We start from the raw sequence: 25,995 nt of genomic DNA on the forward strand, positions 1-25,995 counted from the left end.
GCCCAGCCCCTATCCGTCGCCTTCACCGAGCCCGGCTCCGTCGCCGTCGGGACCGACGGGCGCGGATTCCAGCGGCAATTCGATCGGCGGCCTTGCCAATCAGCGCTTCAATCAGATGGTCACCAACCGGGTGCTCGGCACGGTGCTGCTCGGCGTCAACGAGCAGATCAATTGCGGCGACTGCATCAGCGCGTTCGGCTCGGCCGGCTCGTTCTCGGCCGGCATCCACGGCCGCAAGCAGCTGACCAACAATCTGTCGCTGCTCGCCGGCATTGCCTACACGCATTACAACGAGGGCGGCTACAAGATCACGAGCGCACCGATCGGCGCTTTCGCGCTGCGCTACGACTTCACCGACTGGGGCTCGTCGCGCCCGTTCTTCGACGTCGGCGCGATCCTGACGCCATGGGAGAAGGCGCGCTACACGCGCAGCTACGACACCATCCTCGGGCCGGTGACCGTGACGAGCTCGACCAACGCGTCCAACTACGCCGTTTACGGCCGCGCCGGCTGGATGAGCCGCCTCTCGCCGCGCGACGAGGTCGCGGCCTCGATCGAGGTCTGGCAGCTCTGGCAACGCGTCTCCGGCTATCGCGACAGCGCGGTGGCGTTCAATCCGTTCGACGCCAGCATCGCTGATGGCACCGACCGCACCAGCCTCGTCAAGATCGGCGGCCAGTGGACGCATCTGTTCGGCAGCAACATCGAGACCAACATCAATGGCGGCTGGGTGCAGTCCTTCGCCAGCCACAGCGGCATCGTCGCCACAGTGACCGGCCAGGGCACGGTGGTGCCGACCATGGGTAACCAGGGCTGGTTCGAATATGGCGGCCGCCTCGGTTTCCGCGTGCAGAAGGGCTGGATCGTGGACCTCTTCGCCAACGGCACGCTGGGCCCGCAGCCGGTCGGCAACACGATCCACGGCGGCGTGGGGCTGCGGATCAATTATTAGCCGGCGAGAATCCCGCCTCACATTCCGCTGTCATGCCCCGGCTTGACCGGGGCATCCAGTACGCCGCGGCCATCGGTTTAATCACTGCCGTCTCGGAGTACTGGATCGCCCGGTCAAGCCGGGCGATGACAGTGAGTATGTGGCGAGAGCGACCTGCCCTCACGCCGCCGACTTGCCCTCGAACGCGCGCCGCAACACCTCGACATCCAGCTTGACCATCTTCATCATCGCGTGCATCGCGCGCGCGGCTGCGGCCTTGTCCGGGCTCGACAGGAACTCGAACATCACCTTTGGCACGATCTGCCAGGCCACGCCCCAGCGATCTCTCAGCCAGCCGCACTGCTCCGCCTTGCCGCCATGGGCGAGGAACGCGTTCCAGACACTGTCGACCTCTGCCTGGTCGTCGCAATGAATCATCAGCGAAATGGCGTGGGTGTATTCCATCTTCATGCCGCCATTGAGCGCGACCAGCTTCTGTCCGGCCACGGTGAACTCGACGACGAGCACGGAGCCTTCCTTGCCGGAGGGGCCGTCCGAAACGTTGCGCTGAACGTGTGTGATCGCCGAATTCGGGACCAGCGAGACGTAGAATTTTGCAGCGTCCTCGGCATCGCCGTTGAACCACATGCAGGGCACGAGCTTGGACATGGTGAATGCTCCTCTTGAGGTCTGCTGTTTCGGCTCAGGCGTTCGCCAGGTCGGGCTGCAGAGGGGCGGCTGAAAGGTCCATCCAGTTCACGCCCCACATGTGGCCGTCCGGATCCTCGAAGCTGCGGCCGTACATGAAGCCGTATTCGTCCTTCGGGCTGGGATCGGCAACGCCTCCTGCAGCCTCCGCCCTGCCAACGATGTCATCGACCTCGCTGCGGCTGTCCGCGGACAGGCAGAACAACGCTTGGTTCGAGGTCCTGGCGTCCGCGATCGGCTTCGGCGTGAACTGGCGGAATTTGTCGTGGGTCAGCAGCATGGCGAAGATGGTCTCGGAAAAGACCATGCAGCTCGCGGTCTCGTCGCTGAATTGCGGGTTCTTGACCGCGCCGACCGCCTCATAGAAGGCAGTCGCGCGCTTGAGGTCGGTCACCGGCAGGTTGACGAAGATCATCTTGGGCATCGGAAGCTCCTTGGCGGGGTTCTGGCCAAGGACGGATGGCCAGGCCGCCATCCGACATCACTTCCGACAAATTTTTCGGACCCCGACTGCGGAGCCTTACTTCTTCTCGTTGGGATCCCGGTGCACCGGGTCGATCCACAGCACGGTCTCGGGCTTCTCGACCGGTTCGATGTCGAGGTTGATGGCCACCGCCTCGCCGTCGCTGCGCACCAGCACGCATTCCAGCACCTCGTCGGGGCTGGCGTTGATCTCCTGGTGCGGCACGTAGGGCGGGACGAAAATGAAGTCGCCGGGGCCGGCTTCCGCGGTGAATTGCAGGCTCTCGCCCCAGCGCATGCGCGCCTTGCCCTTCACGACATAGATGACGCTTTCGAGATGGCCGTGGTGATGCGCGCCGGTCTTGGCATCCGGCTTGATGCTGACGGTGCCCGCCCACAATTTCTGGGCGCCGACGCGAGCGAAATTGATCGCGGCCGCACGGTCCATGCCCGCTGTCGACGGCACGTTGGTATCGAGCTGATTGCCGGGAATGACCCGCACGCCGTCATGTTTCCAGCGGTCATCATGATGATGACCATGGTCATGGTGGGAATGCGAATGGTCAGGGCCGGTCATGGGACTTGCTTTCTGTTGGTTCCGTGCGCGGCAAACTAACCCAAAGCCGCAGCCGCAAGCCATACCAAAATCGGAACCCTCATAGCCGCCCAGCGTTGTCATTCCAAGCAAATCGAAAGGAGATTTCCATGGGCAGCACGACCGACAAGATCAAGGGCACCGCCAACGAGGCGATCGGCAAGGCCAAGCAGGGCGTCGGTGAAGCCACCGGATCCGATCGGATGAAAGGCGAAGGCGTGGTGCAGGAAGTGAAGGGCAAGGGCCAGCAGGCCATGGGCGATGCCAAGGACGCCGCGAAGGATGCGATGGATCGCGCCGCCGCTGCGGCTCGCCGCGCGGCGGAGTGACGCGCGTAAGATTGAAAGTGAAAAGACCGGCCCTAAGGCCGGTCTTTTGCTTGTATCGATTTCATCCGTCATGGCCGGGCTTGACCCGGCCATCCACGTCTTGACCGCGCGGCACGAAGATCGTGGATGCCCGGGACGAGCCCGGGCGTGACGACGTCAGTTATTTCACCGCGAGCAATTCCACGTCGAACATCAGCGTCGCATTCGGCGGTATCACGCCGCCGGCACCGCGGGCGCCGTAGCCGAGCTGCGGCGGGATGATCAGCGTGCGCTTGCCGCCGACCTTCATCGAGGCAACGCCCTCGTCCCAGCCGGCGATGACGCGGCCCTTGCCGATCGGAAACTCGAACGGCTCCTTGCGATCGACGGAGCTGTCGAATTTCTTGCCCTTCTGGCCGTTCTCATAGAGCCAGCCGGTGTAGTGCATCACGCAGATCTGGCCGGGCTGCGGCGAGGCGCCGGTGCCGACGGTGGAGTCGATGATCTGCAAGCCTGAAGCTGTGGTCATGGTCTTTCCTGCGGTCTGGGCCGAGGCCGTTGTGGAAACGAAATGCGACACGTTGGCGATCACGGTGATCGCGAGTGCCGACATCAGGGCGAGGAGCGCGCGCTGGAAACGCTGCATAAAACACCTTCCGTTTGAGGCGGGAGGTGTCTAACCCAAGGCGGTCGCCGTTTCCACCCCCTTTAGAGCTCGATATCTTCGAGCCGGACCGGCAGCTTGCGGATACGCTGTCCCGTGGCATGGTAGACCGCATTGCAGATCGCAGCATTGGTGCCGACATTGCCAAGCTCGCCGAGGCCCTTTGCGCCCAACGGGTTGATGTGATCGTCCTGCTCGGACAGCATGATCACCTCGACGCCGGGCACATCGGCATTCACGGGCACGAGGTAATCGGCAAGATTGTCGTTGACGTAGCGCGCATTGCGCTCGTCGATCTCGGTGGCCTCGAGCAGCGCCGAGGACATGCCCCAGATCAGGCCACCCATGAGCTGGCTGCGCGCGGTGCGCGGATTCATGATACGGCCGCCGGCGAAGGCGCCGACGAGGCGCGGACAGCGGATCTCGTGCGTGAAGCGATTGATGCGGACCTCGACGAACTCGGCGCCGAAGGCATAGGCGATCTGGTCCTTCATTTGATGGCCGCCGATCAACCGGACCTGCCCGCTGTGCATGGCGCGGAAGGAATCCAGCGGCGCGCCCTCCGGCTTCCACTCGCCATATTCTTCGACCACGCCGACGCCGAGCGCATCGAATCCCTTCTCGATGTCGAGCGAGCGATCGCCCTTGGCCGCCTGGGTCGAAGGTGCCGGGCTGATGCCGACGGTCTCCTTGGCCTTGTCGGCAAGGCTGTCGCTCGGCATCAGCGCCTTGAACAGGCGCTGCCGAATCTGGTCGCACACCATCATCACGGCCGAGCAGGTGCTGGCGGTGGAATTGGAGCCGCCGGCAACCGGCGCGGGCGGCAGATCGCTGTCGCCCATGAAGACCGCAACCTTCTCCAGTGGGACGCCGAGCCGCTCGGCGGCAGTCTGGGCGATGACGGTGTAGGCGCCGGTCCCGATCTCATGGCCGGCGATCTCGACCCGCGTGCGGCCATCCCGCTGCAGGCGCACGCGCGCGGCGGACGGTCCTACCAGCGTCGGATAGCAGGTGGCGGCGCAGCCGTAGCCAATCAACCAGTCGCCGTCGGACATCGATTTCGGCTGTGGCGAGCGCTGCGACCAGCCGAACGCCTTCGCCGCTTCGTCGAAGCACGCCATGAGCGATCGCGACGTGTAGGGCTTGCCATCAATCGGATCCCTGGTGGCGTCGTTGATACGGCGAAGCTCCACCGGATCCATGTTCAGCTTCACGGCGAGCTCGTCCAGCGCGCTCTCCAGCGCGAACAGATACGGCACCTCCGGGGGCGAGCGCATGAAGCCCGGCGTGTTGCGATCGGCACGCACGATCGAGACCAGGCTGTCCACGTTCGGACAGGCATAGAGCCGCGTCGTGGTCTTGGTGCCGCCGACGCAATAGGCGTCGGGGCGCGAGGAGACTTCGGCCCCCTCATGCCTCAAGGCGACCAGCCTGCCGTCGCGGCTCGCACCTCGTGACGGGTCTCGGCTCGATGAGTGGTAATGGTGAAGCCCTGGTCGCGGGTCGGGACCAGCTTGATCGGACGGTTCAGGCGCCTGGCGATGGCGGCGATGATGGCGGTGCGCGGTGTCATCGAACCTCGCGAGCCGAATCCGCCGCCGACATAGGGATTGACCACGCGCACCTTGTCGGCGTCGATGCCGAGCTGCTCGGCCACGCCGTGCTTCAGGCCATGGACATACTGGCTGCCCTCGTAGATGACGAGATTGTCGCCCATCCAGGTGCAGCTGGTCGTGAACAGCTCCAGCGGATTGTGATGCTGCGTCGGCGTCTCGTAGGAGGCGGTCAGCTTGACCTCGGCCGCGTCGAACGCCTTGGCGAAATCCCCGACCTTCGGGTCTTCCTTGAACTGCGAGTTTTGTCCTTTCGCGGCGGCCGTCGTCGTCCCCGGCGAATCGAAAGTCGCGGTGGGCGCAGCAGCGCTATAGCTGACCTTGACGCGGTTGGCCGCTTCGCGCGCGGCCTCGTAACTCTCCGCCACCACCACGGCGATGATCTGGCCGTCATGGGCGATCTCGGCCGATTTCAACGGCTGGATCGTGGTGCCGGCATAGCCGCCATTGCTGTACAGTTTCGACTCCTTCAGCTTCGGGGCGTTCTCGTGCGTGACGATGTCGATCACGCCGCGGACGCGCTTGGCATCGTCGAGGTCGAAGCGGTCGATGCGGCCCTTGGCGGTGGCGCTGGTGACCAGGAACGCGTAGGCTGGATTGTCCAGCGGCATGTCCGAGGCATAGGTCGCCCGCCCCGTCACCTTTGCGGCCGCATCATAGCGCGGCACGGGCTGCCCCATATTCGTCCTTGGCCCGGGAGCTGCAGCGGTCATGGTCAGATCTCCATCGTTACGGCCTGCTGGAGCGCGCGTGCCACGATACGCTTGCCGAGCGCAATCTTGAAGCTGTTGTGCCGGCGCCCGCGGGCGTCTGCGAAAGCGGCATCGGCGACGCGCTGTGCCAGAGCTTCGTCGAACCTCTGTCCCTTTAACAGCGCCTCGGCCTCACGCGCCCGCCACGGTACGGTGGCGACGCCACCGAGCGCGACGCGCGCGTCGCGGATCGTGCCGTCTTGGACGTTGAGCGCGATCGCGGCTGACGACAGCGCGAATTCGTAGGATTGCCGGTCGCGGGCCTTCAAATACACGGAGCGTGGCCAGCGGCCGGAGATCGAGAACGCCGAGATCAGCTCGCCGGGCTGAAGCGCAGTCTCGATGTCGGGCGTGCTGCCTGGTGCCCTGTGAAGCTGCGCGAACGGCATGCTGCGCGTACCGGCCTTGCCGGTGATCTCGACCATGGCATCGAGCGCGATCAGCGCCTGCGCGAAATCGCCAGGATACGTCGCGATGCACTGATCGGAGGTCCCGAGCACCGCATGCATGCGGTTAACGCCGTCCATTGCGGCACAGCCGGAGCCTGGATTGCGCTTGTTGCAGTTCTCATAGGAGACATCGCGGAAGTAGTTGCAGCGCGTCCGCTGCATCACGTTGCCGCCGAGCGTTGCCATGTTGCGCAGCTGGGCGCTCGCGGCGAGCTTCAGCGAATCCGCGATCACGGGATAGCTGCGCTGGATCTCGGCGTGCGCGGCGACGTCGGACATCTTGGCGAGCGCGCCGAGGCGCAAGCCGTCGCCGCCTGGCGCGATCGCCGACCAGGCGGGGGCCAGCGGATTGATGTCGACGATCGCGGTGGGTCTCATCACGTCGAGCTTCATCAGATCGATCAGGGTGGTGCCGCCGGCAAGCGGCTGCGCCGCCGCCTTCGTCAGCGGATTGTTTGCAGCTGCGGCGACGCCGAGCGCCTGCACGGCCATGTCGGGGTCTGATGCCCTTTGATACGAAAACGGTCGCATGCGCCTAGCCTTTCATGATCTCGGGCGCGGCCTGCTTCACGGCAGCGACGATATTGGGATAGGCGGCACAGCGACAGATGTTGCCGCTCATGTATTCGCGGATGTCGGCCTCGCTGCCGGCATGGCCCTCCTTCACGCACGCGATCGCCGACATGATCTGACCGGGCGTGCAATAGCCGCACTGGAACGCATCGTTGTCGATGAAGGCCTGCTGCATCGGATGCAGGCGGTCGTCGGTGGCGAGGCCCTCGATGGTCGTGATCTCCTGCCCTTCGGCGGCGAGGGCCAGCGTCAGGCACGACACCACGCGGCGATCGTCGATCAGCACCGTGCAGGCGCCGCACTGGCCGTGGTCGCAGCCCTTCTTGCTGCCGGTGAGCTTGAGATGTTCGCGTAAGGCATCGAGCACCGTGGTGCGCGCATCGATGCTCAGGCGCTTGTCCTTGCCGTTGACGCGCAGCGTGACCTCGACGGGAAGCGACGGATCCTGCGCGGCCGGCGCCCGGGCATCCTCCGACGCCGCGCGCGCCGTGATCGGGATCAGCGCGCTGCCCGCCGCGCCGGTCATGAAGGCCCGCCGGTCGAATCCGGATGATCTGGAACCTGGTTTGTCGGGCATGGCAGGCCTCCGCCGCTGATCTGCAAAGCAGCGCACGCCTGCACCGCTCATCGCCCCTTAACCTGGAGCAATGGGCGCAGTTCCGGATGAGAGAAGGGCGGCGCAGCAAATGCCGCGCCGCCCTTCGTCAACTTTTCCTGATCTCGCGTGGGGAACTGCGCCGGCGATCAATAACCCAGCGCGCAGCCGTCCTTGCGCGGATCGGAGCCGCCGGTGAGCGTGCCCTTGTCCCAATCGATCCAGATCGCCTGGGCGCCGCCGAGCGGGCCGACCACGCTGGTGGTCTTGTGGCCGAGCTTCTTCAGGCCCTCGACGACGGCCGCCGGCACGCTGTCCTCGAGCTGATACTGTCCCTCGTAGTGCAGGCCGCGCGGCATGTCGATCGCCTCCTGCACGTCGCAGCCGTAGTCGAGGATGTTGGTCAGGAGATGAGTCTGGCCCGTCGGCTGGTACTGGCCGCCCATGACCGCGAACGACATCGTGGAACGGCCGCCCTTGGTGAGCAGGCCCGGCATGATCGTGTGCAGCGGGCGCTTGCCGCCTTCGATGCAATTGGGATGGCCCGGCTGGATGCGGAAGCCGCCGGCGCGATTCTGGAACAGGACACCGGTCTTGTTCGAGACAATCGCCGAGCCGAAGGAATGCGCAACCGAATTGATGAACGAGCAGACGTTGCGGTCCTTGTCCACGACCGTGATGTAGATGGTCGAGGGATTCATCGGCGGCGCGACGTTCGGCAGGTCGAGCATGCCGTCCAGGCGGATCTTGCTGATGTACTCGTCGGCAAAGCCCTTCTCGAGCATCTCGGCGACGTTGATCTTCATGTGCTCGGAAGAGGCGACATGCATCTCGCGGTTCATGTAGGCGATGCGCGCCGCTTCCGCTTCGAGATGGAAGCGCTCGACGCTCACGGGCGCGTACTTGGTCAGATCGAACCGCGACAGGATGTTGAGCATCAACAGCGCGGTGACGCCCGGGCCGTTCGGCGGGCACTGCCAGACGTCATAGCCCTTGTACATGGTGCCGATCGGCGTGGTCACTTCGGTCGTGTGCGCGGCGAAATCGTCGAGCGTGTGCAGGCCCCCGATGCCCCTGAGGGTCTCGACCATGTCCTCCGCGATCTCGCCCTTGTAGAACGCGTCGCGGCCGTCCCTGGCGATCGCGCGCAGCGTCTTGCCGAGCTCGGCCTGGCGAATGACGTCGCCGGCGACCGGCGGCTGGCCGCCCGGCAACAAATAGCGCACGGTGTTGGTACCGTTCTTCAGCTTCTCGAACTGGTTCTTCCAATCGAAGGCAATGCGGGGCGCGACGACGTAGCCCTCCTCGGCCGCCTTGATCGCGGGCTGGAGCAGCCGGTCGAAGCCGAACTTGCCGTGATCGCGCAGCACGGTCGCGAAGGCATCGATCACGCCAGGGATCGAGACGGCATGCGCCGAGGTGAGCGGCACGGAATTGATCTTGCGTTCGAGATACCAGTCGGCATTCGCCGCCTTTGGCGCGCGGCCGGAGCCGTTATAGGCGACGATCTTGCCCTCGCCCCGCGGCTGGATCAGCGCAAAGCAATCACCGCCGATGCCGGTCGATTGCGGCTCGATCACGCCGAGCAGGGCCGAGCCGGCAACCGCCGCGTCCACCGCGGTGCCGCCCTCGCGCAGCACCTCGATCGCGGCGAGCGAGGCCTGCGGATGCGAGGTCGCCACCATCGCGTTGGTGGCGTGGACCGTGGACCTGCCGGGGAAATGGAAGTTTCTCATCGAATGTCTTGCTCTCTTGGCCGTCGGCGCGGTTGGCGCGCCATCTCGAAAACCGCGTCTACATGGCACATTCCCGCCCCGCGGGGCAATGCTGGCATACCAGGAAAATGGCTGCTATCCGCTGGGCGTATGGACCTTTTGCAGGCTCTTGCGATGCGGGTTTTCCGGGCGCGAGCCGCCTGCTAAACGAGCGGCCATGACGTCCAGCAATACGCCATACAAGGTTTGCGCCTTTTATCAATTCGTCGCCCTCCCGGATTACCGCGAGCTGCGCGAGCCGCTGCGCGCCTGCTGCGCCGGCCTTGGGCTGAAGGGCAGCGTGTTGCTGGCGCAGGAGGGCATCAACGGCACGGTCGCCGGCGCACCGGAGGCGATCGACGCCTTCGCTCATGAGCTCGCACGCGGCGACATGTTCGGCGGCAGGCTCGACAATCTCGAATTGAAATTCTCCGCCGCGGAGGCGATGCCGTTCGGACGGCTGAAGGTGCGGCTGAAGAAGGAGATCGTCACCCTGGGCGATGCGGCCGCCGATCCGACGCGTCAGGTCGGCACCTATGTCGATCCGCACGAATGGAACGCGCTGATCGCAGCACCCGATACGCTCGTGCTCGACACCCGCAACGCCTTCGAGGTCGCGATGGGCACGTTCGAGGGCGCGCTCGATCCCGGCATCAAGAGCTTCGGCCAGTTCAAGGACTTTGCCGCCGAGCGGCTCGATCCGGCACGGCACCGCAGGATCGCGATGTTCTGCACCGGCGGCATCCGCTGCGAGAAGGCGAGCGCGCATCTGCTCGCGCGCGGCTTTGGCGAGGTCTATCACCTCAAGGGCGGCATCCTGAGATATCTGGAAGAGGTGCCGGAGGCGGAGAGCCGCTGGCGCGGCGAATGCTTCGTGTTCGACGAGCGCGTGGCGCTCGGCCACGGCTTGCGCGAGCGAAACAAGGACGTAACGCGTGACGAATGAGATCAAGACGCTGAGCGAGCGCATCGACACGCTGGAGACGCGCCTCGCCTATCAGGACGATACGATCGAGACGTTGAACCAGACCATCACCGCGCAGTGGAAGCAGATCGACAGGCTGACGCGGCAGATCACCGAGCTCAATGCTCGGCTGCAGGACGCCGAGGCAAATGCGCCGGGGCCTGCCAACGAGCCTCCGCCGCATTATTGAACGGTGTTACTGGCCGGACGCCTTGGGCAGCAGATCCATGACCTCGCCGGACATTACCAGGCGGTTGCGGCCTGCGGCCTTGGCGGCATAGAGCGCCCGGTCGGCAGCTTCGACCAGCGCAGCGACCCCCGCGGTTCGTTCGAACGCCGGCCGGCAGGCTGCGCCGCCAAGCGAAGCGGTGACGCATCCAGCCGCCTCATTGCTGCCATGCGCGAGGCCGGCCTCGTGAATGGCGTTGCGGATCCGTTCGCCGATCCGGGCGCAGCCGGCGGCATCGATGTTCGGCAGCAGCATGGCGAATTCCTCACCGCCGTAACGCGCCGCCAGATCGCCGGCGCGCTGCGCTTCGGCCGCGATGATCTTGGCGATCAGGCGCAGGCAGGCATCGCCCGCGGGATGGCCATATTCGTCGTTGTAGGCCTTGAAGTGGTCGACATCGATCATCAGCAAAGCAAGGCTGGAGCGGTCGCGATAGGCACGCGCCCATTCCTCCTTTAGGCGCTCGTCGAAGCGGCGGCGATTGGCAAGGCCGGTGAGGCTGTCCTCGATCGCCAGCGTCTCGAGCCTGGTTTCCAGCCTCTTGTGCTCGGTGATGTCGCGGGAGATCGCGACCACGCCATCGACCTGGCCATTGTCCTTGCGCGTCACCCGCATGGTCGATTCGAGCCAGATCTCGCCGTTCTGCCGATGCGAGTTGCGGTAGGTGAGACGCGCCTCCTCCTTCTCACCGCGCTTCATCGCGTCGACGATCGCCTGGACTTCCGGCAGGTCCTCCGGATTGATACCCGCAAGAGCCGGCGTGCCGATCAGTTGATTGGGACGCCAGCCGACGATGCGGACCGACGAGGGCGAGACATAACGCAGTCGCTCATCGAGGCCGATCCGCGTCACCATGTCGCTGGAGCCTTCGGCGAGCAGGCGGAAATGCGCCTCCGTCTCGGTCAGCGCGACAGCCATGCGCTGGCCGCGCTGCAACTGCCGCACCAGCACGCCGCCGATGACTGCGATCAGCATCACCAGCGCGAACACGTAGAGCATGCGGGAGATCGCCGCCGCGCGCCACGGCGCGAGCAGCTCGTCCTTGTCGACGGTGGCGAGCAGGAGGAGCGGGAACCGACCGCTGCGATTGAAGAAGCTGACGCGTTCGACACCGTCCAGCGACGAGGTGAAATGATGGGCGCCGCTCGGCCGTTGCAGGCTCGGCTCGCGGAACAACGGCTTGTCGGCGACGCTGCGCCCGACGAATGTCTCGTTGCTGGGATTGCGCGCGACGATCAGTCCGTCGCCATGCGCCAGTGACACGGAGCTGTTGCGGCCGATCTCGAACTGCTTGTAGAAGTGCGACAGATAGTTCGAGCTGATGGTCGCGAGCACCACGCCGCCGAAGCTGCCGTCCTGCTTGCTGAAGCGGCGTGACAGGGTGACGACCCATTCGCCGTCCAGCAGGCTCTTCACGGGACGGCCGACATGGGCCTCGCGCTTCGGCGAGAGCTGGTGATGTCGGAAGAAGGCATCGTCGCTGAAGGTCGTGCCGATCGTACCGGGTGAGGTCAGCCAGTTGCCCTGATCGTCGATGATGGCGAGGCTGTGAATGCGCGCGATCGCCTTCTTGCGCACATCCAGCAAGGTACGCAGCTTCGCGATCGTGACCGGTGCGGTGCCGTCCATCTCCAACCGGCTGACCACGCCGACGACACCGGAATCCAGGAGATCGAGGCTGTCTTCGGCATGCTGGGTCAGCGAACGGGCCACGTTCGCCATCTCCATCTCGGCGGCCTTGAGCACCGCATCGCGTGCCGTCCATTCACGCCAACCGCTGACGCCGAGGATCGTCGCGCAGGTCAGCGCCACGAAGGCCGCCGCGCGCAGCGGCAGGCGGCTCCATCCGGCTCGTTGGGTAGCGCTCATGTGGCAGGGTTCTCCGATCGTTCGGAAACCTCTGCCGCTTCTGTTATTTAATTCTGAAATCGCTACCGGACTACGCGGCGGTTTCCGCCCTTTCCAGTAGTCTTACGGACGCGGCGATCGGTGCATCGCTAACAAGATATTAGCGGGCCGATCGGAATCCGGCGCCCGCCGCCGCTAGCTGAAGATGGCCTTGACCTTGGCCCAGAGCGAAGGATGCTCGGCATCGGCGTCGGCCTTCGAGGGCGTCGGCTGCGCCACGCTCACGGGATCGGACGCTGGGAACGTGTCCCTCAGCCCGTCGTCGAGCTTGGACTGCCGATCGGCAGCGAGCGCCTCGCGCAGGTCTTCGGCGTGCTTGTCGTGCGGCGCGGGATTGAATGTCTCAGCCATGATCTCCTCCATTGGCTGGTCAACGCGGCCCGATCATCCAGGTTCCCCTGTTCCGCTGCGGGCCGCGGCGGTGTATCAGGAAGCACAACCTGCTTCAGGACCATTCGTGCCCCAGTCTTCGACGAAACCCTTCATCGACGTCCTCTCCGGCCAGCACCAAGCTGTCCCGCCCATGTGGATGATGCGCCAGGCCGGGCGCTACCTGCCGGAATATCGCGAGGTGCGCGCCAAGGCGGGCGGCTTCCTCGACCTCTGCTTCAACCCGGAGCTTGCCGCCGAGGTGACGCTGCAGCCGATCCGAAGGTTCGGTTTCGATGCGGCGATCATCTTTTCCGACATCCTGGTGATCCCCTATGCGCTCGGACGTTCGGTGCGGTTCGAGGTCGGCGAGGGCCCGCGGCTCGAGCCGCTGGACGATCCGGCCAAGGTGGCGACGCTGGCGCCGCGCGCCGATTTCGGCAAGCTCGAGCCGGTGTTCGACGCGTTGAAGATCGTGCGCGGCGCGCTCGATCCCAGGACCGCGCTGATCGGCTTCTGCGGCGCACCGTGGACGGTGGCGACCTACATGGTCGCAGGCCACGGCACGCCGGACCAGGCGCCGGCCCGGATGATGGCGTACCGGCATCCGGAAGCTTTTTCGCAGATCATCGACGTCCTGGTCGAGAACTCTATTCAGTATCTGCTGGCACAGCTCGACGCCGGGGCCGACGCGTTGCAGATCTTCGACACCTGGGCCGGCGTGCTGCCGCCGACCGAGTTCGCGCGCTGGTCGGTCGAGCCGACGCGGCGCATCGTCGAGGGCGTAAGGGCCAAGGTGCCGGACGCGAAGATCATCGGCTTCCCGCGCGGCGCGGGAGCGCAACTGCCCGGCTATGTCGAAGCGACCGGCGTCAATGCCGTCAGCATCGACTGGACCGCGGAGCCCGCCTTCATCCGCGAGCGGGTGCAGAGCAAGGTCGCGGTGCAGGGCAACCTCGATCCACTGGTGCTGATCACGGGCGGCGCCGCGCTCGATGGCGCGGTCGACAACGTGCTGGCCAATTTTGCTGCCGGGCGGCTGATCTTCAACCTCGGCCACGGCATCCAGCCGGAGACGCCGATCGCCCATGTCGAGCAGATGATCCGGCGCGTGCGGGGGTGAGGGCCGTCTATCCACGTCGTCATGGCCGGGCTTGTCCCGGCCATGCACGCCTTGCCATGCGACGCGAAGAACGTGGATGCCCGGGACAAGCCCGGGGATGACGAGCCGTTGTGATCGGGTCTTGCAAAAAGTGCAAAAAACAACCCCATGCACAGTAGGCAAGTCGTTGAAAATATTAGGCGGGCATGACTCGCCCGTGCGTTTTGACTTGTCGGGCAAAACAGGTGCAAAATGACGTCATCAGAGATCGTGATTTCGGCATGCTTACCGCGGCCGGCTGCGCTCGATGATCTCCGCCGCACCCTTCGTCAGCAGGTCCAATCCCACCGCGCGGCCGAGCTCGCGCGGACGGTTGGCCGGCCCCGTATGCGAGGCTTCGATGATGGTGTTGCCGGAGAGATCGAGCACCGAGGCGGTGAGCGACATCCGATCGCCCGTGATGGTCGAGAAGCCCGCCACCGGTGAATTGCAGTGGCCGTTGAGCACCCACAGCACCTCGCGCTCGGCGTCGGCGGAGGCGTGCGCAGCGGAGTCGTCGATCGACGACAGGATCTGCCGCGTCTGCCAATCCTGCGCGGCGCATTCGACCGCGACGATGCCCTGCCCTGCCGCCGGCAACATCTCCACTGCTGTGAATTCGTACGCGATGCGGTGGGACAGGCCGACGCGATCGAGGCCCGAGCGCGCCATGATCAGCGCATCGGCGGGCCCCACAGCGCCGCCATCCGGCAGGCGCTGTCTCTCGCCATTGTCGAGCTTGCGCACGCGCGTGTCGGCGGCGCCACGGAAGTGGATCACCTCGACATCAGGGAACAGCCGCCGCGCATAGGCTGCACGGCGCACCGCGTTGGTGCCGATCTTGAAACCCTTGCCGCGGGACTGCCGCAGCGCCTCCAGCGTCACATCCTCGCGCAGCACCAGCGCATCACCAGGCGGATCGCGCGACAGCGTGGCACCGATGACGAGACCCGGCGTGTCCTCGTTACCAGGCATGTCCTTTAACGAATGCATCGCCGCCTGGAGCTCACCCGACAGCACGGCGGCGCGGATCTGCGCCACGAAGGCGCCGCCTTTGCCGCCATGCGGCAGCAGCTTGCTGGTCTGGTCGAGATCGCCCGTGGTATCGAATTTGACGATCTCGACGTCGAGACCGGGCACCGCGGCGGTCAGGCGGCGCGCAATCTCTTCCGTCTGTGCCAGCGCCATGGCGCTCTTGCGTGTGCCGATCTTCAGTCGCGTAGCCAAGTCCAAATCCTTTCAAAGCGCGAATTTAACGCGCATCCTCCAATATCATGTCGGAGGCCTTTTCGGCGATCATGATGATCGGCGCATTGGTGTTCCCTGACACCAGATCGGGCATGACCGAGCCGTCGACGACACGCAAGGCTTCGAGTCCCCTCACCTTCAGCCGCTGATCGACCACCGCGAGCGCGTCATTGCCCATACGACAGGTCGAGGTCGGATGATAGATGGTGCTGCCGCGTTCGCGGCAGTAATCCAGGATCTCGGCATCCGAAGATACCTCCGCGCCGGGGTCGTACTCGCTGACCACGAACGGTTTCAGCGCCGGAGCGTTCAGGATCTTGCGCAAGATCTTGATGCCCTCGACGTTGGTGGTGCGATCGGTCTCGGTCGACATGTAGTTGATGCGGATTTCCGGCGGCACGGCCGGGTCGGCACTCTTGATGCGGAGGGAACCGCGACTTTCAGGACGGAGCTGGCAAACCGAAGCGGTGAAGCCGGAGAAATCGTGCAGCTTCTCGCCCATCTTGTCGGTCGAGAACGGCAGGAAATGAACCTGGATGTCGGGCGAGGCGAGGCGCGGACTGGTCTTGAAGAAGGCGCCCGCCGTGCCGGCTGCGATCGTCAGCCATCCCTTGCGAAACAGCGCATAGCGTGCGCCGGCCATGGTGCGGCGAAGCGGATGATTGATGGTGTCGTTGAGCGTGATCTTCTGCGAGCAGCGCATGACGATGCGGACCTGCATGTGATCCTGCAGATCATGCCCCACGCCGGCAGCATCGAGCACCACCTCGATGCCATGCTTGCGCAGGAGATCGCCGGGCCCGACGCCGGAGAGCTGAAGCAGCTGCGGCGAGTTGTAGGCGCCGCTCGACACGACGACTTCCCGCCGCGCGCGGGCGCGGCGCAAGGTGGCGCCTTGCCGGTATTCGACGCCTGCGGCTCGGCGCCCTTCGAACAGGATGCGCTGAGCGTGGGCGGAGGTCTCGATCTTCAGATTGCTGCGCGCCTTCGCGGGACCGAGATAGGCCACCGACGTCGAGGCGCGCCGGCCGTTGCGCGTCGTGGTCTGAAACAGACCGACGCCTTCTTGGGTCGCGCCGTTGAAATCAGGATTGTAGGGCAGACCGCTCTCGACGGCAGCGTCGATGAAGGCCTTCGACAGCGGATCGGTCACGATCATGTTGGACACCGGCAGCGGCCCGCCCGTGCCGTGATACTGGTCGGCGCCGCGCGACTGGTTCTCGGCCTTCTTGAAATAGGGCAGCACGTCGTCATAGCCCCAGCCGGTGTTGCCGAGCTGGCGCCAGCGGTCGTAGTCCTCGTGCTGGCCGCGGACATAGAGCAGGCCGTTGATCGAGCTCGATCCGCCCAGCGTCTTGCCGCGCGGCTGGAACACCTGGCGACCCTTCAGCTCCGGCTCCGGCTCGGTCTGGTACATCCAGTTGACGCTCTTCTCCTTGAACAGCTTGCCGTAGCCGAGCGGGACGTGGATCCAGATGTTGGAATCCTTCGGGCCGGCCTCGAGCAGCAGCACGCTGTACTTGCCGTTCGCCGAGAGCCTGTTGGCGAGCACGCAGCCGGCGGAGCCGGCGCCGACGATGATGTAGTCGAATTCGGGATCGGTGGGTGTGAGGGCGGAATTTGCGTTCATGCGCTACTGTTCTTCTTGTTAGAGCGGGCGTTTCGAGTTTGTGAGTAGCACACTCAGGCCTTGACGCGCAGCGCCTCGACCAGCGACTTGAACGCACGGGCATATTCCGCGCCGGCCTTGGCGATATCGGCGCGGCCGGCGCAGGCGACCGCGGCCTCCGTCACCGCGCCGAGCAGCAGCCGCGCCAGCGGCTCGACCGGCTGCCGCGCGATCAGGCCGGCCTCCATCGCGGCGGAGAGCGCACGCGGCATCTTGCCGCCAAAGTGCTGCGCGTCGATCTCGCGCCAGCGCTCCCAGCCGAGCACGGCCGGCCCGTCACGCAGAATGATCTGGCCGGTCGGCCCCTTCGCGGTCGCGGCAAAGTAATGCTGGGTGCCGGCGACCATGGCGGCGAGCACGTCCTTCTCGGCGCGTGCCGTGCGGTCGATCTCGGCAACGAGGTCGCGCGACACCTGGTCGAACACAGCCTCAAACACCGCCTCCTTGGTCTTGAAGTGATGATAGACCGCGCCTTTGGCCACCGAAGCGCCTTCGGCAATGTCGTCCATAGTGGTCGCGGCAAAGCCTTGCGTCCCGAACAGGCGCCGCGCCGCCGTCAGGATCGCCTCCGATGTCGCCGCCCGCCGCTCCGCCTGTTTGGCCATAAGCTCTCGTCTAGTCGAATTCGCGAGAGCCGGCCAGTTGACTTTTCGACTATCGGTCGGTAATTACCGACTATCAGTCGGTTTTAAATTGTGAGGTCGCCATGCCGAGCCGTGAGATCGTCGAAGCCTTTACGAAGCGACTGGAGGATGGCGACTTCGTCGGCGCGATCCTCGACTACTACACCGCTGATACCGCGACCTATGAGAACCTCGCCGCGCCGGTGGTCGGGCGCGACAAGCTCGCGGATAAGGAGCGCGGCGTGCTGGCGGCGTTCAAGGAGGTCACGGCCGTGCGCCTCGGCCCGAGCCTGATCGATGGCGACGTCGTCGCCAGCCGCTGGAAGTTCTCCTTCACCGACGCCGAGGGCGCGACGCGGACGCTGGAGGAGATCGCATGGCAGACCTGGCGAGGCAATGAGATCATCGAGGAGCGCTTCTTCTACGATCCGAAGCAACTCGGACGCTGAGCGGGATTACCCTATCGGTACAGCATGACCACGGCCAGACCGACGAGAGGCGCAAGAAACTGAACGGCCTGCCACCGAGAGCCATCGATCGACCACCGTCCGTAGAAGACGGTGCCGCCGCGTTGGGATGGCGATGCCGGTTGATCCCGAAATGTCTTCCACCGCGCCTCGGCAGGCTCGAGAAAATCTTCCGCTTTGACCGCCATGTCGGCGCTGCTCAGCACCACCTGGATCGCCTCGCCTTTCGGCTGGAACATGGCCTCGGCCCCGGGTGGCGAGAAGAAGCTGCGCTTCGGGGCGATATGCTGCTCATAGAAGTTTTGACCGACCGTGACGGCCGCAGCGTATGGACTGACATACGGCACCCCCGAGATGCCGGGAACGACCAGATGGCCCACCCCGCGCACCTCCTGCCAGGGAATGAAGAGACCCTTGAGCCATGGCCTGTGAAAGTGGATGCCCGCGGAAGACATGGAGACGACCGCCCGATCCGCGTAGAAGTGCCGGTAAGCTGAAAACGCGATCCATCCGAAACCCAGATAGAGCAACATCCAGCCGAAAACGTTCAGCGATGGGTTCACGAGATGAGTCCAATAGAGACTGGGCATGGTGCCGACATAGCTGGAGCGGCCGCTTGGCCCGCCGACCAACACGCTGATCACACCGATCACGCCGGAGACGATGATCAGGACAAGGACACCGATCAACAACTCAAGCAGCAAGGGCAGGCCGGCCCGCCCGATCAGGCTCGTCAGGGCATAGCCTGCGAATGCCAGCCCCAGCAGAGCCACATAGACGACTGCCAAAACCGCTCCATTCTGGCCACGGCTCTCGGCGTGAACCGCGATCGCAAGGCCGGCGACGCAAGCCCACAGGGCCCAGGGGACCCGGTCCATCCGCCATTTGTCCATCGTGTATTCGACCGTTGCCGACACATCGGCTGAAGGCTCGCTCATGGACAGGCCCTCGGAATTTCGAACGCATCCGGTGCCGACGCGGCGCACGGTGGCCTGCCGGTCCACGAAACGTATCACGCGATCGAGGGGGCGTCTCGATCCGCTGACGAGAAGAAAACATCAGCGCAGATTCCGGTGTTGAGGTCCGGATAGGAGGCTGATGATCCCCGGAGCTTGGGCTTGTCATTTAATGACTGATCGGTCTATATATCGGCATGAGGCAAAATACTGCAACGCCGATGCCCCGTGGCCGGCCGCGAAGTTTCGACGTGGACGCTGCCGTCGAACGCGCGATGGATGTGTTCTGGTCGCGCGGCTATCACGCCACGGCGCTGCCCGATCTCCTGCGCGCGACCAGGCTGTCGCGGGGCAGCCTCTACGCCGCTTTCGGTGACAAGCATTCGCTGTTCTTGCGGGCGCTCGATCGTTACATCGCGGATGCCTTGGCGCGGATGGATGGCGAATTCGACCCCCGAAACGATCCGGTCGACGGCCTGCGGGCCTGCCTGGCCGGCTACGTCGAGCGCACCAGCGGAAGCAACGGCCGGCGCGGATGTCTCCTGGTGGCCACGGCCATGGAATTGGCTGGCGGAGATGCCGACGTCGGTCGACGCGTTGCGGGCTTCTTCAAGGCGATGGAGGCCAAAGTGACCGATGCACTGTCCCGCGCGAAAGCGGCGGGCAGGTTGGCCGATGGTGTTGAGCCCGCAACGGCCGCCCGGGTTCTCGTCTGTTTCGTTGAAGGGCTGCGCGTGGTCGGCAAGACGGCACCGGCACGGACCACATCGCAAGCGGCCGTCGACGCTCTCATCGGTCGTTTCGTCAGGTAAGCAACCCCGTGACGCCTGCGCTGATGGTGCGCCCATATTTGGACTGATCGGTCTTTAAAAAGGACATCCGCCATGTCTGCCATCCAGATCGTCTGCGCGATCGCCGTTCCCCTGATCTGGGGTTATCAGTTCGTGGCCATCAAAGTGGGCGTTGCGGAGTTTCCACCGCTCTTCTTCCTCGCACTGCGCTTTCTGGCCATTGCGCTGCTGCTTGTTCCGTTCGTGGACAGGCCCACGCGTCAACAGCTCGGCCCTGTCGCAGCTATTTCGCTCTTCCTTGGTGGACTGAATTTCGGGCTGTTCTACGTTGGCCTTGGGCTCGGCTCGGGAAGCATGTCGGCCGTCGCATACCAACTCGCCACGCCCTTCACCGTCCTGCTCGCATGGCTGCTGCTCGCGGAGAGACCGTCACTCGCCACCTGCGCCGGAGTGATGCTTGCTTTCGTCGGCGTGACGGTGTTGGCAGCGGAGCCTGACCAGTCCGCCAACCCGCTTCCGCTGCTGCTTGTAGTCGGAGCGGCTTTCGCCTTCGCGGTGTCCAACGTCTTGACGAAGCGTTATGGCCCCTTCGATCCCTTGATGTTGATGGGGTGGTCCTCGCTGCTCACGGTACCGCAGGTCATGTTGATGTCGCTGCTCCTTGAACATGGACAAGCGGCGAGCCTTGTGACGGCGGGCGAACTTGGCTGGCTGGCGCTCGCCTACACGATCTTCGCCGGGGGAATTGTCGGGTTTGGCCTCTGGTTCTGGCTGATCGCCCGTTGCTCGATGGTGCGCGTCGCGCCCTTCGGTCTGCTACTTCCGGTGTTTGCCTTGCTTTCGAGCGTACTGTTTCTCGGCGACCGGCTTACGCCCAAGCTGATCGTCGGCGGACTGCTCGCGATCTCCGGGGTCGCCATCGCCCAGCTGAGACCGCGCCCCCGCCCCCTTTGATGTCCGGCCTGTCGGGCATTTGTATCGATTTGTTATCGATACTGCGTGAAGAGCACGCAGAAGTGGTCGCGGCCGGCGCGGCAAGCGGGGATAATTCATAGTTCGTCAAAGGTTTACGGCGAATTCTCCGGATCGAGCCGAAAAGAACGGCCCGTGCTGCTAGGCTATTGAATGCGGACTCAAACGACCAGCTATGTCGCACGGCTGTTCGCCGGCGATCTGTCGGCCTTTGGCGGTCCCGCAACGGACGAGGCCGTGGCCGGGCATATCCGCGCCGAGCAGATGTCGCTGGTGCTCGGCTATTCGGTCGGCATCATGCTGGCCAATGCCTGCAACGCCATCGTGCTCGCCATCGCGCTGTGGCAGTCGCCGGACAGGATGCCCGCCCTGATCTGGGCGGCGGCTGTCGCCGCCGCCGCGATCGGATTTGGCCTGCAATCCCACGTCGCGCGCCGCATCACCAAGCCGCAATTCGTCTCGCGTCGCGCGATGTACCGGCTGGTGCGCAACGCCTTCATCCTCGGCGCCGCCTGGGGCATCGTCCCGGTCGCCTTCTTCGCCGACGCTTCCAGCGGCGGCCAGCTCGTCATTACCTGCCTGTGCGCGGGCATGCTGGCCGGCGGCGCGCTCGCCTTCGCCACCATTCCGATCGCGGCGATCGCCTTCACGGCGCCGATCTTCCTCGGCATCGCCATCTGCCTCGGCCAGAACGGCGATCTCGCCTTTCTCCTCATCGCCTTTCTCGTCGTGGTCTACGGCAGCGTCCTTTTGCGCGGCGTGTTCGTCAATTCGTTCTCGTTCGCCCGGCGCATGATGCGGCAGATCGAGGCCGAGCGCACGGTGCGGCTCGATCCCCTGACCCACCTGCCCAACCGCGTCGCCTTCAACGAAACGCTCGATGCCGCGCTCAAGCGGCTGGCGCTATCGGGCGAGGAATTCGCGGTGCTCCTGCTCGATCTCGACCGCTTCAAGGAGGTCAACGACCAGTTCGGCCATCCCGCCGGCGACGAATTCCTGGTCCAGGTCGCCAGCCGCCTGCAACGCTGCACGCGCGCCGCCGAGCACGTCGCGCGGATCGGCGGCGACGAGTTCGCGCTGGTGATGGCCAATCTGACACGGCCCGAGGATGCGCTCGAGATCGCCGAACGCTTCGTCGCGGCCTTCAGCGAGCCGTTCCAGATCGAGGGTCGCCAGATCGTCGGCGCGACGAGCGTCGGCATCGTGCTGGCGCCACGCGACGGCAACACACCGCTCGACCTCATGAAGAATGCCGACGCCGCGCTCTACCGCGCCAAGAAGGCGGGGCCGGGCACGGTCTGCTTCTTCGAACAGGCCGACGACAAATCGTCCCGCGAGCGCAAGGCGCTGCAAGCGGACCTCGCAGGCGCGATTGCGCGCAACGAGCTGTTCCTGGTGTTCCAGCCGTTCCTCGATCTCGGCACCAACCGGATCACCGGCTTCGAGGCGCTATTGCGCTGGCAGCATCCTTCGCGCGGGCTGGTGCCGCCGAGTGAATTCATACCAATCGCCGAGGAGACCGGGCTGATCCACGAGATCGGCGAATGGGTCATCCGCCGCGCCTGCGCGACGCTGGCGGATTGGCCCGAAGACATCAGGGTTGCCGTGAATTTCTCGGCCGCGCAATTTCACAACACGGCCATCCTCCAGACCATCGTGCAGGCGCTCGCCGAGGCCAGGATCGCCCCGCATCGGCTCGAGATCGAGATCACGGAATCGATGCTGCTGGCGAAATACGGTTCGGCCGCGACGGTCCTGAACGCGCTGCTGGAGCTCGGCGTCACCCTCGCGCTCGACGATTTCGGCACCGGCTTCTCCTCGCTGACTTACCTGCGCAAGCTGCCGTTCAGCCGCATCAAGATCGACCAGTCCTTCATCCGCGATATGCTGGTGCAGCCGGACTGCGCGGCCATCGTGAAATCGGTGATCTCGCTTGCGCGCGATTTGCGGATCGGCGTCGTGGCGGAGGGGGTCGAGACCGCCGACCAGCTCGAATATCTCAGGCAGATCAGTTGCGACGAGGTGCAGGGCTATCTCATCAGCCGGCCGGTGGCCGCGGACGGGGTGATGGCGCTGCTGGAGACGAAGAAGTACCGGGCGATTTACGCGGCGTAAGCACCAGTTTGGGATGCTCACGCTTCGACAGCGTCATGGCCGGGCATAGCCGTCCGAAGGACGGCGTCGCTTCCGCTCGCCTATGTCCCGGCCATCCACGCCTAACCTCACGCGGAAGAACGTGGATGCCCGGGACAAACCCGGGCACGATGACCTTTCCCAGTGTTAAACCGCATCCGCCCGCAGCAGCGTGTCCACCGTGATGGTGCCCCGCGCGCGGGAGACGCAGGCGCAGATCTTCTGGTTGCTCTGTTTCTGATGGTCGCTGAAGAAGACGTCGCGATGGTCGATCTCGCCGTCGACATCGACCACGTCGATGGCACAGAGGCCGCATTCGCCGCGCTTGCAATCGGATATCACCTCAAAGCCGCTGGCATTGAGCACGTCGAGCATCGAGCGCTCGCGCGGGATCTCGAGCTCGACACCGGAGTCTTTCAGGCGCACCCTGAACGTTTCGGTGGGCAGCGTGCCGCTGGAGCCGAACGTCTCGTAGCGGAGATCGGGGAGCGGATGGCCGGCGCCGATCCAGGCATGGCGTGCGGCGTCGAGCATGCGCATCGGGCCGCAGAACAGCGTCAGCGTGCCTTGCGGCAATGAGGCGAACAGCGCGTCGAGATCGAGCCGGCTGCCTTCCTCGCTGGCATGAACGACGAGGCGATCGCCAAGCATCGCGGCGAGATCGTCGAGATAGGCGGCCTCGCGGCGCGAGCGTACGGCATAATGCAGCGTGACATCCGCCCCGCGCCGCGCCAGCGCCTGCGCGGCGCCGAGGATCGGGGTGATGCCGATGCCGCCGGCAATCAGGCAATAATTCTCGCGAGTCCAATCCACCGCGAGCAGCGAGGCGGGCTGGGTGATGTCGAGCCGCGCGCCCGGCTGCAAGGACCACATGTAGCGGGAGCCGCCACGGGAATCCTTCGCGCGGCGCACAGCAATTCGGAGGCCGTGCGACGAGGCCTCGCCAACCAGCGAATAGGACCGCGTCTCCGGCAGGCCGTCGATGGTGACGCTGACATTGATGTGGCTGCCGACCGGATAGGCCGCGGCCTCGAACTGATCCGGCTTGATCAGGAATTCGCGGACGTTCGGGGTGAGATCGCGGGTGGCGACGAGCGTTGCTGGGGTCCAGGTCTCGATGAAGCGCATGGTGACTGCCCTCAATCGGTTGCGGTCTTGATCAGCGCGAGCGCCGGCAAGAGGTCGAGATGGGTGCGGTTGCGCAGCGCGAGCCGCAGGTTTCGCACCGCCAGCCGGGCATGCTCGCGCATGACGGCCTCGGCGCGCGCGCCTTCGCGGTTCTCGATGGCGTCGATCACGACGCGATGGTGCTCCTGGGCGATGATCAGGATCTGCTGTGCCTCCGGCAACGCCGATTGCGCCATCACGAAGCCGCTCGGCGAGGCAAACGGCAGCGCCGAGGCGCGGTCGATCTGCCGGATCAGCGGGGGGCTGCGCGACAGCTCCGTGAGCTGGGCGTGGAAGCGCGCATTCAGCGCGACGTAGGACGAGAAAGCATCGACCGAGATCGGGACCTGCCGCAGCAGCTCGTCGATCGCAGCGAGGCACTCCTTCAGCGGCTCGAGCTCGCGCGCAGAGACGCCGCGCTCGGCGGCAAAGCGCGCCGCCAGGCCTTCCAGCGTGCCGCGCAGCTCGATGGAATCGGAGATGTCGCGCTCCGAAAACGCCTTCACCATGAAGCCGCCGGAGGGGATCGCCTCCAACAGCCCCTCCTCCTCCAGCCGCACCAGCGCCATGCGCACCGGCGTGCGCGAGGCGCCTGTGGTCTCCACCGCCTGCAGCTCGGAGATGCGCTCGCCGGGGCGCAAGGCGCCCGACAGGATCTGGTCGCGCAGCGCGAGCTGCGCCTTCACGGTCTGCGAGATGGAGCGGTCGACCTCACGCTCGGCCATGTTCTACTCCGCGGCCTGAAGGTGCTTTGGGGCGTTTTCCTTCGCCACCATCCGATCGATCAGCTTGCGCGACCACATCGCGCCGGCGTCGATGTTGAGGTTGTAGAAGATGCGATCGGGGTTTTCGTCCATCGCGCGCTGCTGCGCTTCGAGGATCAGCTCGTCCTCGCGGAAGATGCCGGAGACGCCCTCGCGGATCTCGGTGGTGAGGCGCTGCTCACTGATCCGATAATTGCGGACGAAGGACCAGAAGTAATGACAGGTCTTCTCGGTCTCCGGCGTGATGGTGTTGAGCACGAAGCCGTTGACGCCCTGCGAGCGGTCGCCTTCCGGCGCACCGGTGCCCGTCGGCGCGACGCCGACGTCGATCGCGATGGTGCACGGCGCCTCGAAGCGGATGATCTGCCAGCGGTCGACGAGGCCGGGCTTGCCGAGCTGCTTGGCCCAGAACGGCGGCGGCTCGATGCCCCGCATCCAGCGCGTCACCGTCACCGTCTTCTCGCCATGGGTGACGTCGAACGGCGCCTCGGCGACGGCATCATTGCCGATGGAGGAGCCGTGCACGAAGGTCTCGTGGGTGAGATCCATGAGATTGTCGAGCACGAGGCGGTAGTCGCAATTGACGTGGATGGTCTTGCCGTCGCCGGCCCAGGCCGGGTCGTGATTCCAGTGCATGTCGGGGACGAGCGCGGGATCGGCGAGTGCGGGATCGCCCATCCAGAGCCAGACGTAGCGGTGACGCTCGACCACGGGATAGGCGCGCACGCAGGCCGAGGGGTTGATGGTCTCCTGCGAGGGCATGAAGGTGCAGCGGCCCTGCGCGTTGTATTTCAGGCCATGATAGCCGCAGACGACGGTGTCGCCTTCGAGCCGGCCCTTGGACAGCGGCACCAGGCGATGCCAGCAGGCGTCCTCCAGCGCGGTCACCGTGCCGTCGGCCTTGCGATACATCACGACATGCTTGCCGCAGATGGTCCGCGGCAGCAGCGCAGCCTTGACGTCGGCGTCCCACGCCGCGGCGTACCAGGCGTTCATGGGGAAGGGTTTTGTCATGTCTCACTCCCACGGCTTATGAATACGTTATGTATACAATAGCTGAGGGATAGAATTGTTCAAGATGGAATAAGCTCTACCTTAATACCTTTATCGTCGTGATTGTATACATAACGGGGGAATGACCGCGTCCGGCTCCGGCTCCGCTTACCCTCCCCTGGGGAGGGTAAGACAGC

General features: G+C 65.1%; 25 protein-coding genes and 1 pseudogene. 9 read left to right on the plus strand and 17 right to left on the minus strand.

The window, feature by feature from the left end; translation table 11 throughout:
- Positions 1–952: hypothetical protein (locus I6F24_RS17580; protein WP_225156454.1), on the plus strand; the 952-nt coding region annotated here is incomplete at its 5' end.
- A 159-nt stretch (positions 953–1,111) separates the two neighbouring features.
- Here I6F24_RS17580 and I6F24_RS17585 read toward each other — a convergent pair.
- From I6F24_RS17585 to I6F24_RS17595, 3 genes are all read right to left on the minus strand, one after another.
- Entirely contained in the window at positions 1,112–1,600 is a 489-nt protein-coding gene (locus I6F24_RS17585) for a VOC family protein (RefSeq protein ID WP_225112442.1), read from the minus strand.
- A gap of 34 nt (positions 1,601–1,634) precedes the next feature.
- The gene (locus I6F24_RS17590) at positions 1,635–2,063 is read right to left on the minus strand and encodes a VOC family protein (protein ID WP_225112441.1); all 429 of its coding nucleotides are present in this window, start codon (positions 2,061–2,063) and stop codon (positions 1,635–1,637) included.
- 96 nt (positions 2,064–2,159) lie between these two features.
- On the minus strand, positions 2,160–2,678 hold the full coding sequence (locus I6F24_RS17595; RefSeq protein ID WP_036024770.1) for a cupin domain-containing protein: 519 nt from the start codon (positions 2,676–2,678) through the stop codon (positions 2,160–2,162).
- Positions 2,679–2,806: 128 nt separating this feature from the next.
- On the opposite strand from I6F24_RS17595, the gene I6F24_RS17600 reads away from it, so the two are divergent.
- A complete protein-coding gene (locus tag I6F24_RS17600; RefSeq protein WP_036013900.1) occupies positions 2,807–3,025 on the plus strand; it encodes a CsbD family protein in 219 nt (72 codons plus the stop codon).
- 160 nt (positions 3,026–3,185) lie between these two features.
- Here I6F24_RS17600 and I6F24_RS17605 read toward each other — a convergent pair whose 3' ends face one another.
- The 5 genes and pseudogenes from I6F24_RS17605 to ggt all read right to left on the minus strand — a co-directional run bounded on the left by I6F24_RS17605 (position 3,186) and on the right by ggt (position 9,386).
- Positions 3,186–3,650, minus strand: coding sequence for an FKBP-type peptidyl-prolyl cis-trans isomerase (locus I6F24_RS17605; RefSeq protein ID WP_036024769.1), 465 nt, complete (start codon positions 3,648–3,650; stop codon positions 3,186–3,188).
- Positions 3,651–3,712: 62 nt separating this feature from the next.
- Positions 3,713–5,994, minus strand: a pseudogene (locus I6F24_RS17610) (xanthine dehydrogenase family protein molybdopterin-binding subunit).
- Between the two features lie 2 nt (positions 5,995–5,996).
- Complete coding sequence (locus I6F24_RS17615; protein ID WP_225148844.1) at positions 5,997–7,013, minus strand: xanthine dehydrogenase family protein subunit M; 1,017 nt, start codon at positions 7,011–7,013, stop codon at positions 5,997–5,999.
- 4 nt (positions 7,014–7,017) lie between these two features.
- Positions 7,018–7,632 (minus strand): (2Fe-2S)-binding protein, encoded by a 615-nt coding sequence (locus I6F24_RS17620; protein ID WP_036013925.1) that lies wholly within the window; start codon positions 7,630–7,632, stop codon positions 7,018–7,020.
- Positions 7,633–7,799: 167 nt separating this feature from the next.
- Positions 7,800–9,386: a gamma-glutamyltransferase gene (gene ggt / locus I6F24_RS17625; RefSeq protein WP_225148845.1), complete on the minus strand. Its 1,587-nt coding sequence runs from the start codon at positions 9,384–9,386 to the stop codon at positions 7,800–7,802.
- A gap of 196 nt (positions 9,387–9,582) precedes the next feature.
- Between ggt and I6F24_RS17630 the strand changes: the two genes are divergently transcribed.
- Both I6F24_RS17630 and I6F24_RS17635 read left to right on the plus strand, forming a co-directional pair.
- On the plus strand, positions 9,583–10,350 hold the full coding sequence (locus I6F24_RS17630; RefSeq protein WP_225138970.1) for a rhodanese-related sulfurtransferase: 768 nt from the start codon (positions 9,583–9,585) through the stop codon (positions 10,348–10,350).
- Entirely contained in the window at positions 10,340–10,558 is a 219-nt protein-coding gene (locus I6F24_RS17635; protein ID WP_036024763.1) for a SlyX family protein, read from the plus strand. The genes I6F24_RS17630 and I6F24_RS17635 overlap by 11 nt, the downstream gene beginning before the upstream one ends.
- A gap of 6 nt (positions 10,559–10,564) precedes the next feature.
- On the opposite strand, the gene I6F24_RS17640 is transcribed toward I6F24_RS17635, so the two are convergent.
- Positions 10,565–12,466, minus strand: coding sequence for a diguanylate cyclase (locus I6F24_RS17640; RefSeq protein ID WP_036013907.1), 1,902 nt, complete (start codon positions 12,464–12,466; stop codon positions 10,565–10,567).
- A gap of 174 nt (positions 12,467–12,640) precedes the next feature.
- Complete coding sequence (locus tag I6F24_RS17645) at positions 12,641–12,856, minus strand: hypothetical protein (protein WP_036013926.1); 216 nt, start codon at positions 12,854–12,856, stop codon at positions 12,641–12,643.
- Between the two features lie 106 nt (positions 12,857–12,962).
- Between I6F24_RS17645 and hemE the strand changes: the two genes are divergently transcribed.
- Positions 12,963–13,997: a uroporphyrinogen decarboxylase gene (gene hemE / locus I6F24_RS17650; RefSeq protein WP_225136286.1), complete on the plus strand. Its 1,035-nt coding sequence runs from the start codon at positions 12,963–12,965 to the stop codon at positions 13,995–13,997.
- A 264-nt stretch (positions 13,998–14,261) separates the two neighbouring features.
- Here the strand turns inward: hemE and hemC are convergent, their stop codons facing one another.
- The 3 genes from hemC to I6F24_RS17665 are packed head-to-tail and all read right to left on the minus strand — an operon-like array spanning position 14,262 to position 17,537.
- On the minus strand, positions 14,262–15,242 hold the full coding sequence (gene hemC / locus I6F24_RS17655; RefSeq protein WP_225148846.1) for a hydroxymethylbilane synthase: 981 nt from the start codon (positions 15,240–15,242) through the stop codon (positions 14,262–14,264).
- A 25-nt stretch (positions 15,243–15,267) separates the two neighbouring features.
- Positions 15,268–16,893 (minus strand): choline dehydrogenase, encoded by a 1,626-nt coding sequence (locus I6F24_RS17660; RefSeq protein WP_036024751.1) that lies wholly within the window; start codon positions 16,891–16,893, stop codon positions 15,268–15,270.
- 53 nt (positions 16,894–16,946) lie between these two features.
- Entirely contained in the window at positions 16,947–17,537 is a 591-nt protein-coding gene (locus I6F24_RS17665; RefSeq protein WP_036024750.1) for a TetR/AcrR family transcriptional regulator, read from the minus strand.
- Between the two features lie 101 nt (positions 17,538–17,638).
- Here I6F24_RS17665 and I6F24_RS17670 point away from each other — a divergent pair, with 101 nt between their 5' ends.
- Complete coding sequence (locus I6F24_RS17670; protein WP_036024749.1) at positions 17,639–18,004, plus strand: nuclear transport factor 2 family protein; 366 nt, start codon at positions 17,639–17,641, stop codon at positions 18,002–18,004.
- A gap of 11 nt (positions 18,005–18,015) precedes the next feature.
- Here I6F24_RS17670 and I6F24_RS17675 read toward each other — a convergent pair whose 3' ends face one another.
- Entirely contained in the window at positions 18,016–19,026 is a 1,011-nt protein-coding gene (locus I6F24_RS17675; RefSeq protein ID WP_225148847.1) for a hypothetical protein, read from the minus strand.
- Positions 19,027–19,175: 149 nt separating this feature from the next.
- Here I6F24_RS17675 and I6F24_RS17680 point away from each other — a divergent pair, with 149 nt between their 5' ends.
- The 3 genes from I6F24_RS17680 to I6F24_RS17690 all read left to right on the plus strand — a co-directional run bounded on the left by I6F24_RS17680 (position 19,176) and on the right by I6F24_RS17690 (position 22,856).
- Positions 19,176–19,790 carry a TetR/AcrR family transcriptional regulator gene (locus I6F24_RS17680; protein ID WP_036024748.1) on the plus strand — a complete coding sequence of 205 codons (615 nt, stop codon included), beginning with the start codon at positions 19,176–19,178 and terminating at the stop codon, positions 19,788–19,790.
- Between the two features lie 72 nt (positions 19,791–19,862).
- Complete coding sequence (locus I6F24_RS17685) at positions 19,863–20,723, plus strand: EamA family transporter (RefSeq protein ID WP_036024747.1); 861 nt, start codon at positions 19,863–19,865, stop codon at positions 20,721–20,723.
- A 171-nt stretch (positions 20,724–20,894) separates the two neighbouring features.
- Positions 20,895–22,856 (plus strand): EAL domain-containing protein, encoded by a 1,962-nt coding sequence (locus I6F24_RS17690; RefSeq protein WP_036024745.1) that lies wholly within the window; start codon positions 20,895–20,897, stop codon positions 22,854–22,856.
- Positions 22,857–23,021: 165 nt separating this feature from the next.
- Here I6F24_RS17690 and I6F24_RS17695 read toward each other — a convergent pair whose 3' ends face one another.
- The 3 genes from I6F24_RS17695 to I6F24_RS17705 are packed head-to-tail and all read right to left on the minus strand — an operon-like array spanning position 23,022 to position 25,819.
- A complete protein-coding gene (locus tag I6F24_RS17695; protein ID WP_036024744.1) occupies positions 23,022–24,002 on the minus strand; it encodes a PDR/VanB family oxidoreductase in 981 nt (326 codons plus the stop codon).
- An 11-nt stretch (positions 24,003–24,013) separates the two neighbouring features.
- Positions 24,014–24,766 (minus strand): GntR family transcriptional regulator, encoded by a 753-nt coding sequence (locus I6F24_RS17700; protein ID WP_036013918.1) that lies wholly within the window; start codon positions 24,764–24,766, stop codon positions 24,014–24,016.
- Positions 24,767–24,769: 3 nt separating this feature from the next.
- Positions 24,770–25,819, minus strand: a complete 1,050-nt coding sequence (locus I6F24_RS17705; RefSeq protein WP_036013919.1) for an aromatic ring-hydroxylating dioxygenase subunit alpha — start codon at positions 25,817–25,819, stop codon at positions 24,770–24,772.
- Between the last annotated feature and the right edge of the window lie 176 nt (positions 25,820–25,995).

It is taken from the genome of Bradyrhizobium sp. BRP23 (assembly GCF_020194135.1).
In the GTDB taxonomy this organism is placed as follows: domain Bacteria; phylum Pseudomonadota; class Alphaproteobacteria; order Rhizobiales; family Xanthobacteraceae; genus Bradyrhizobium; species Bradyrhizobium yuanmingense.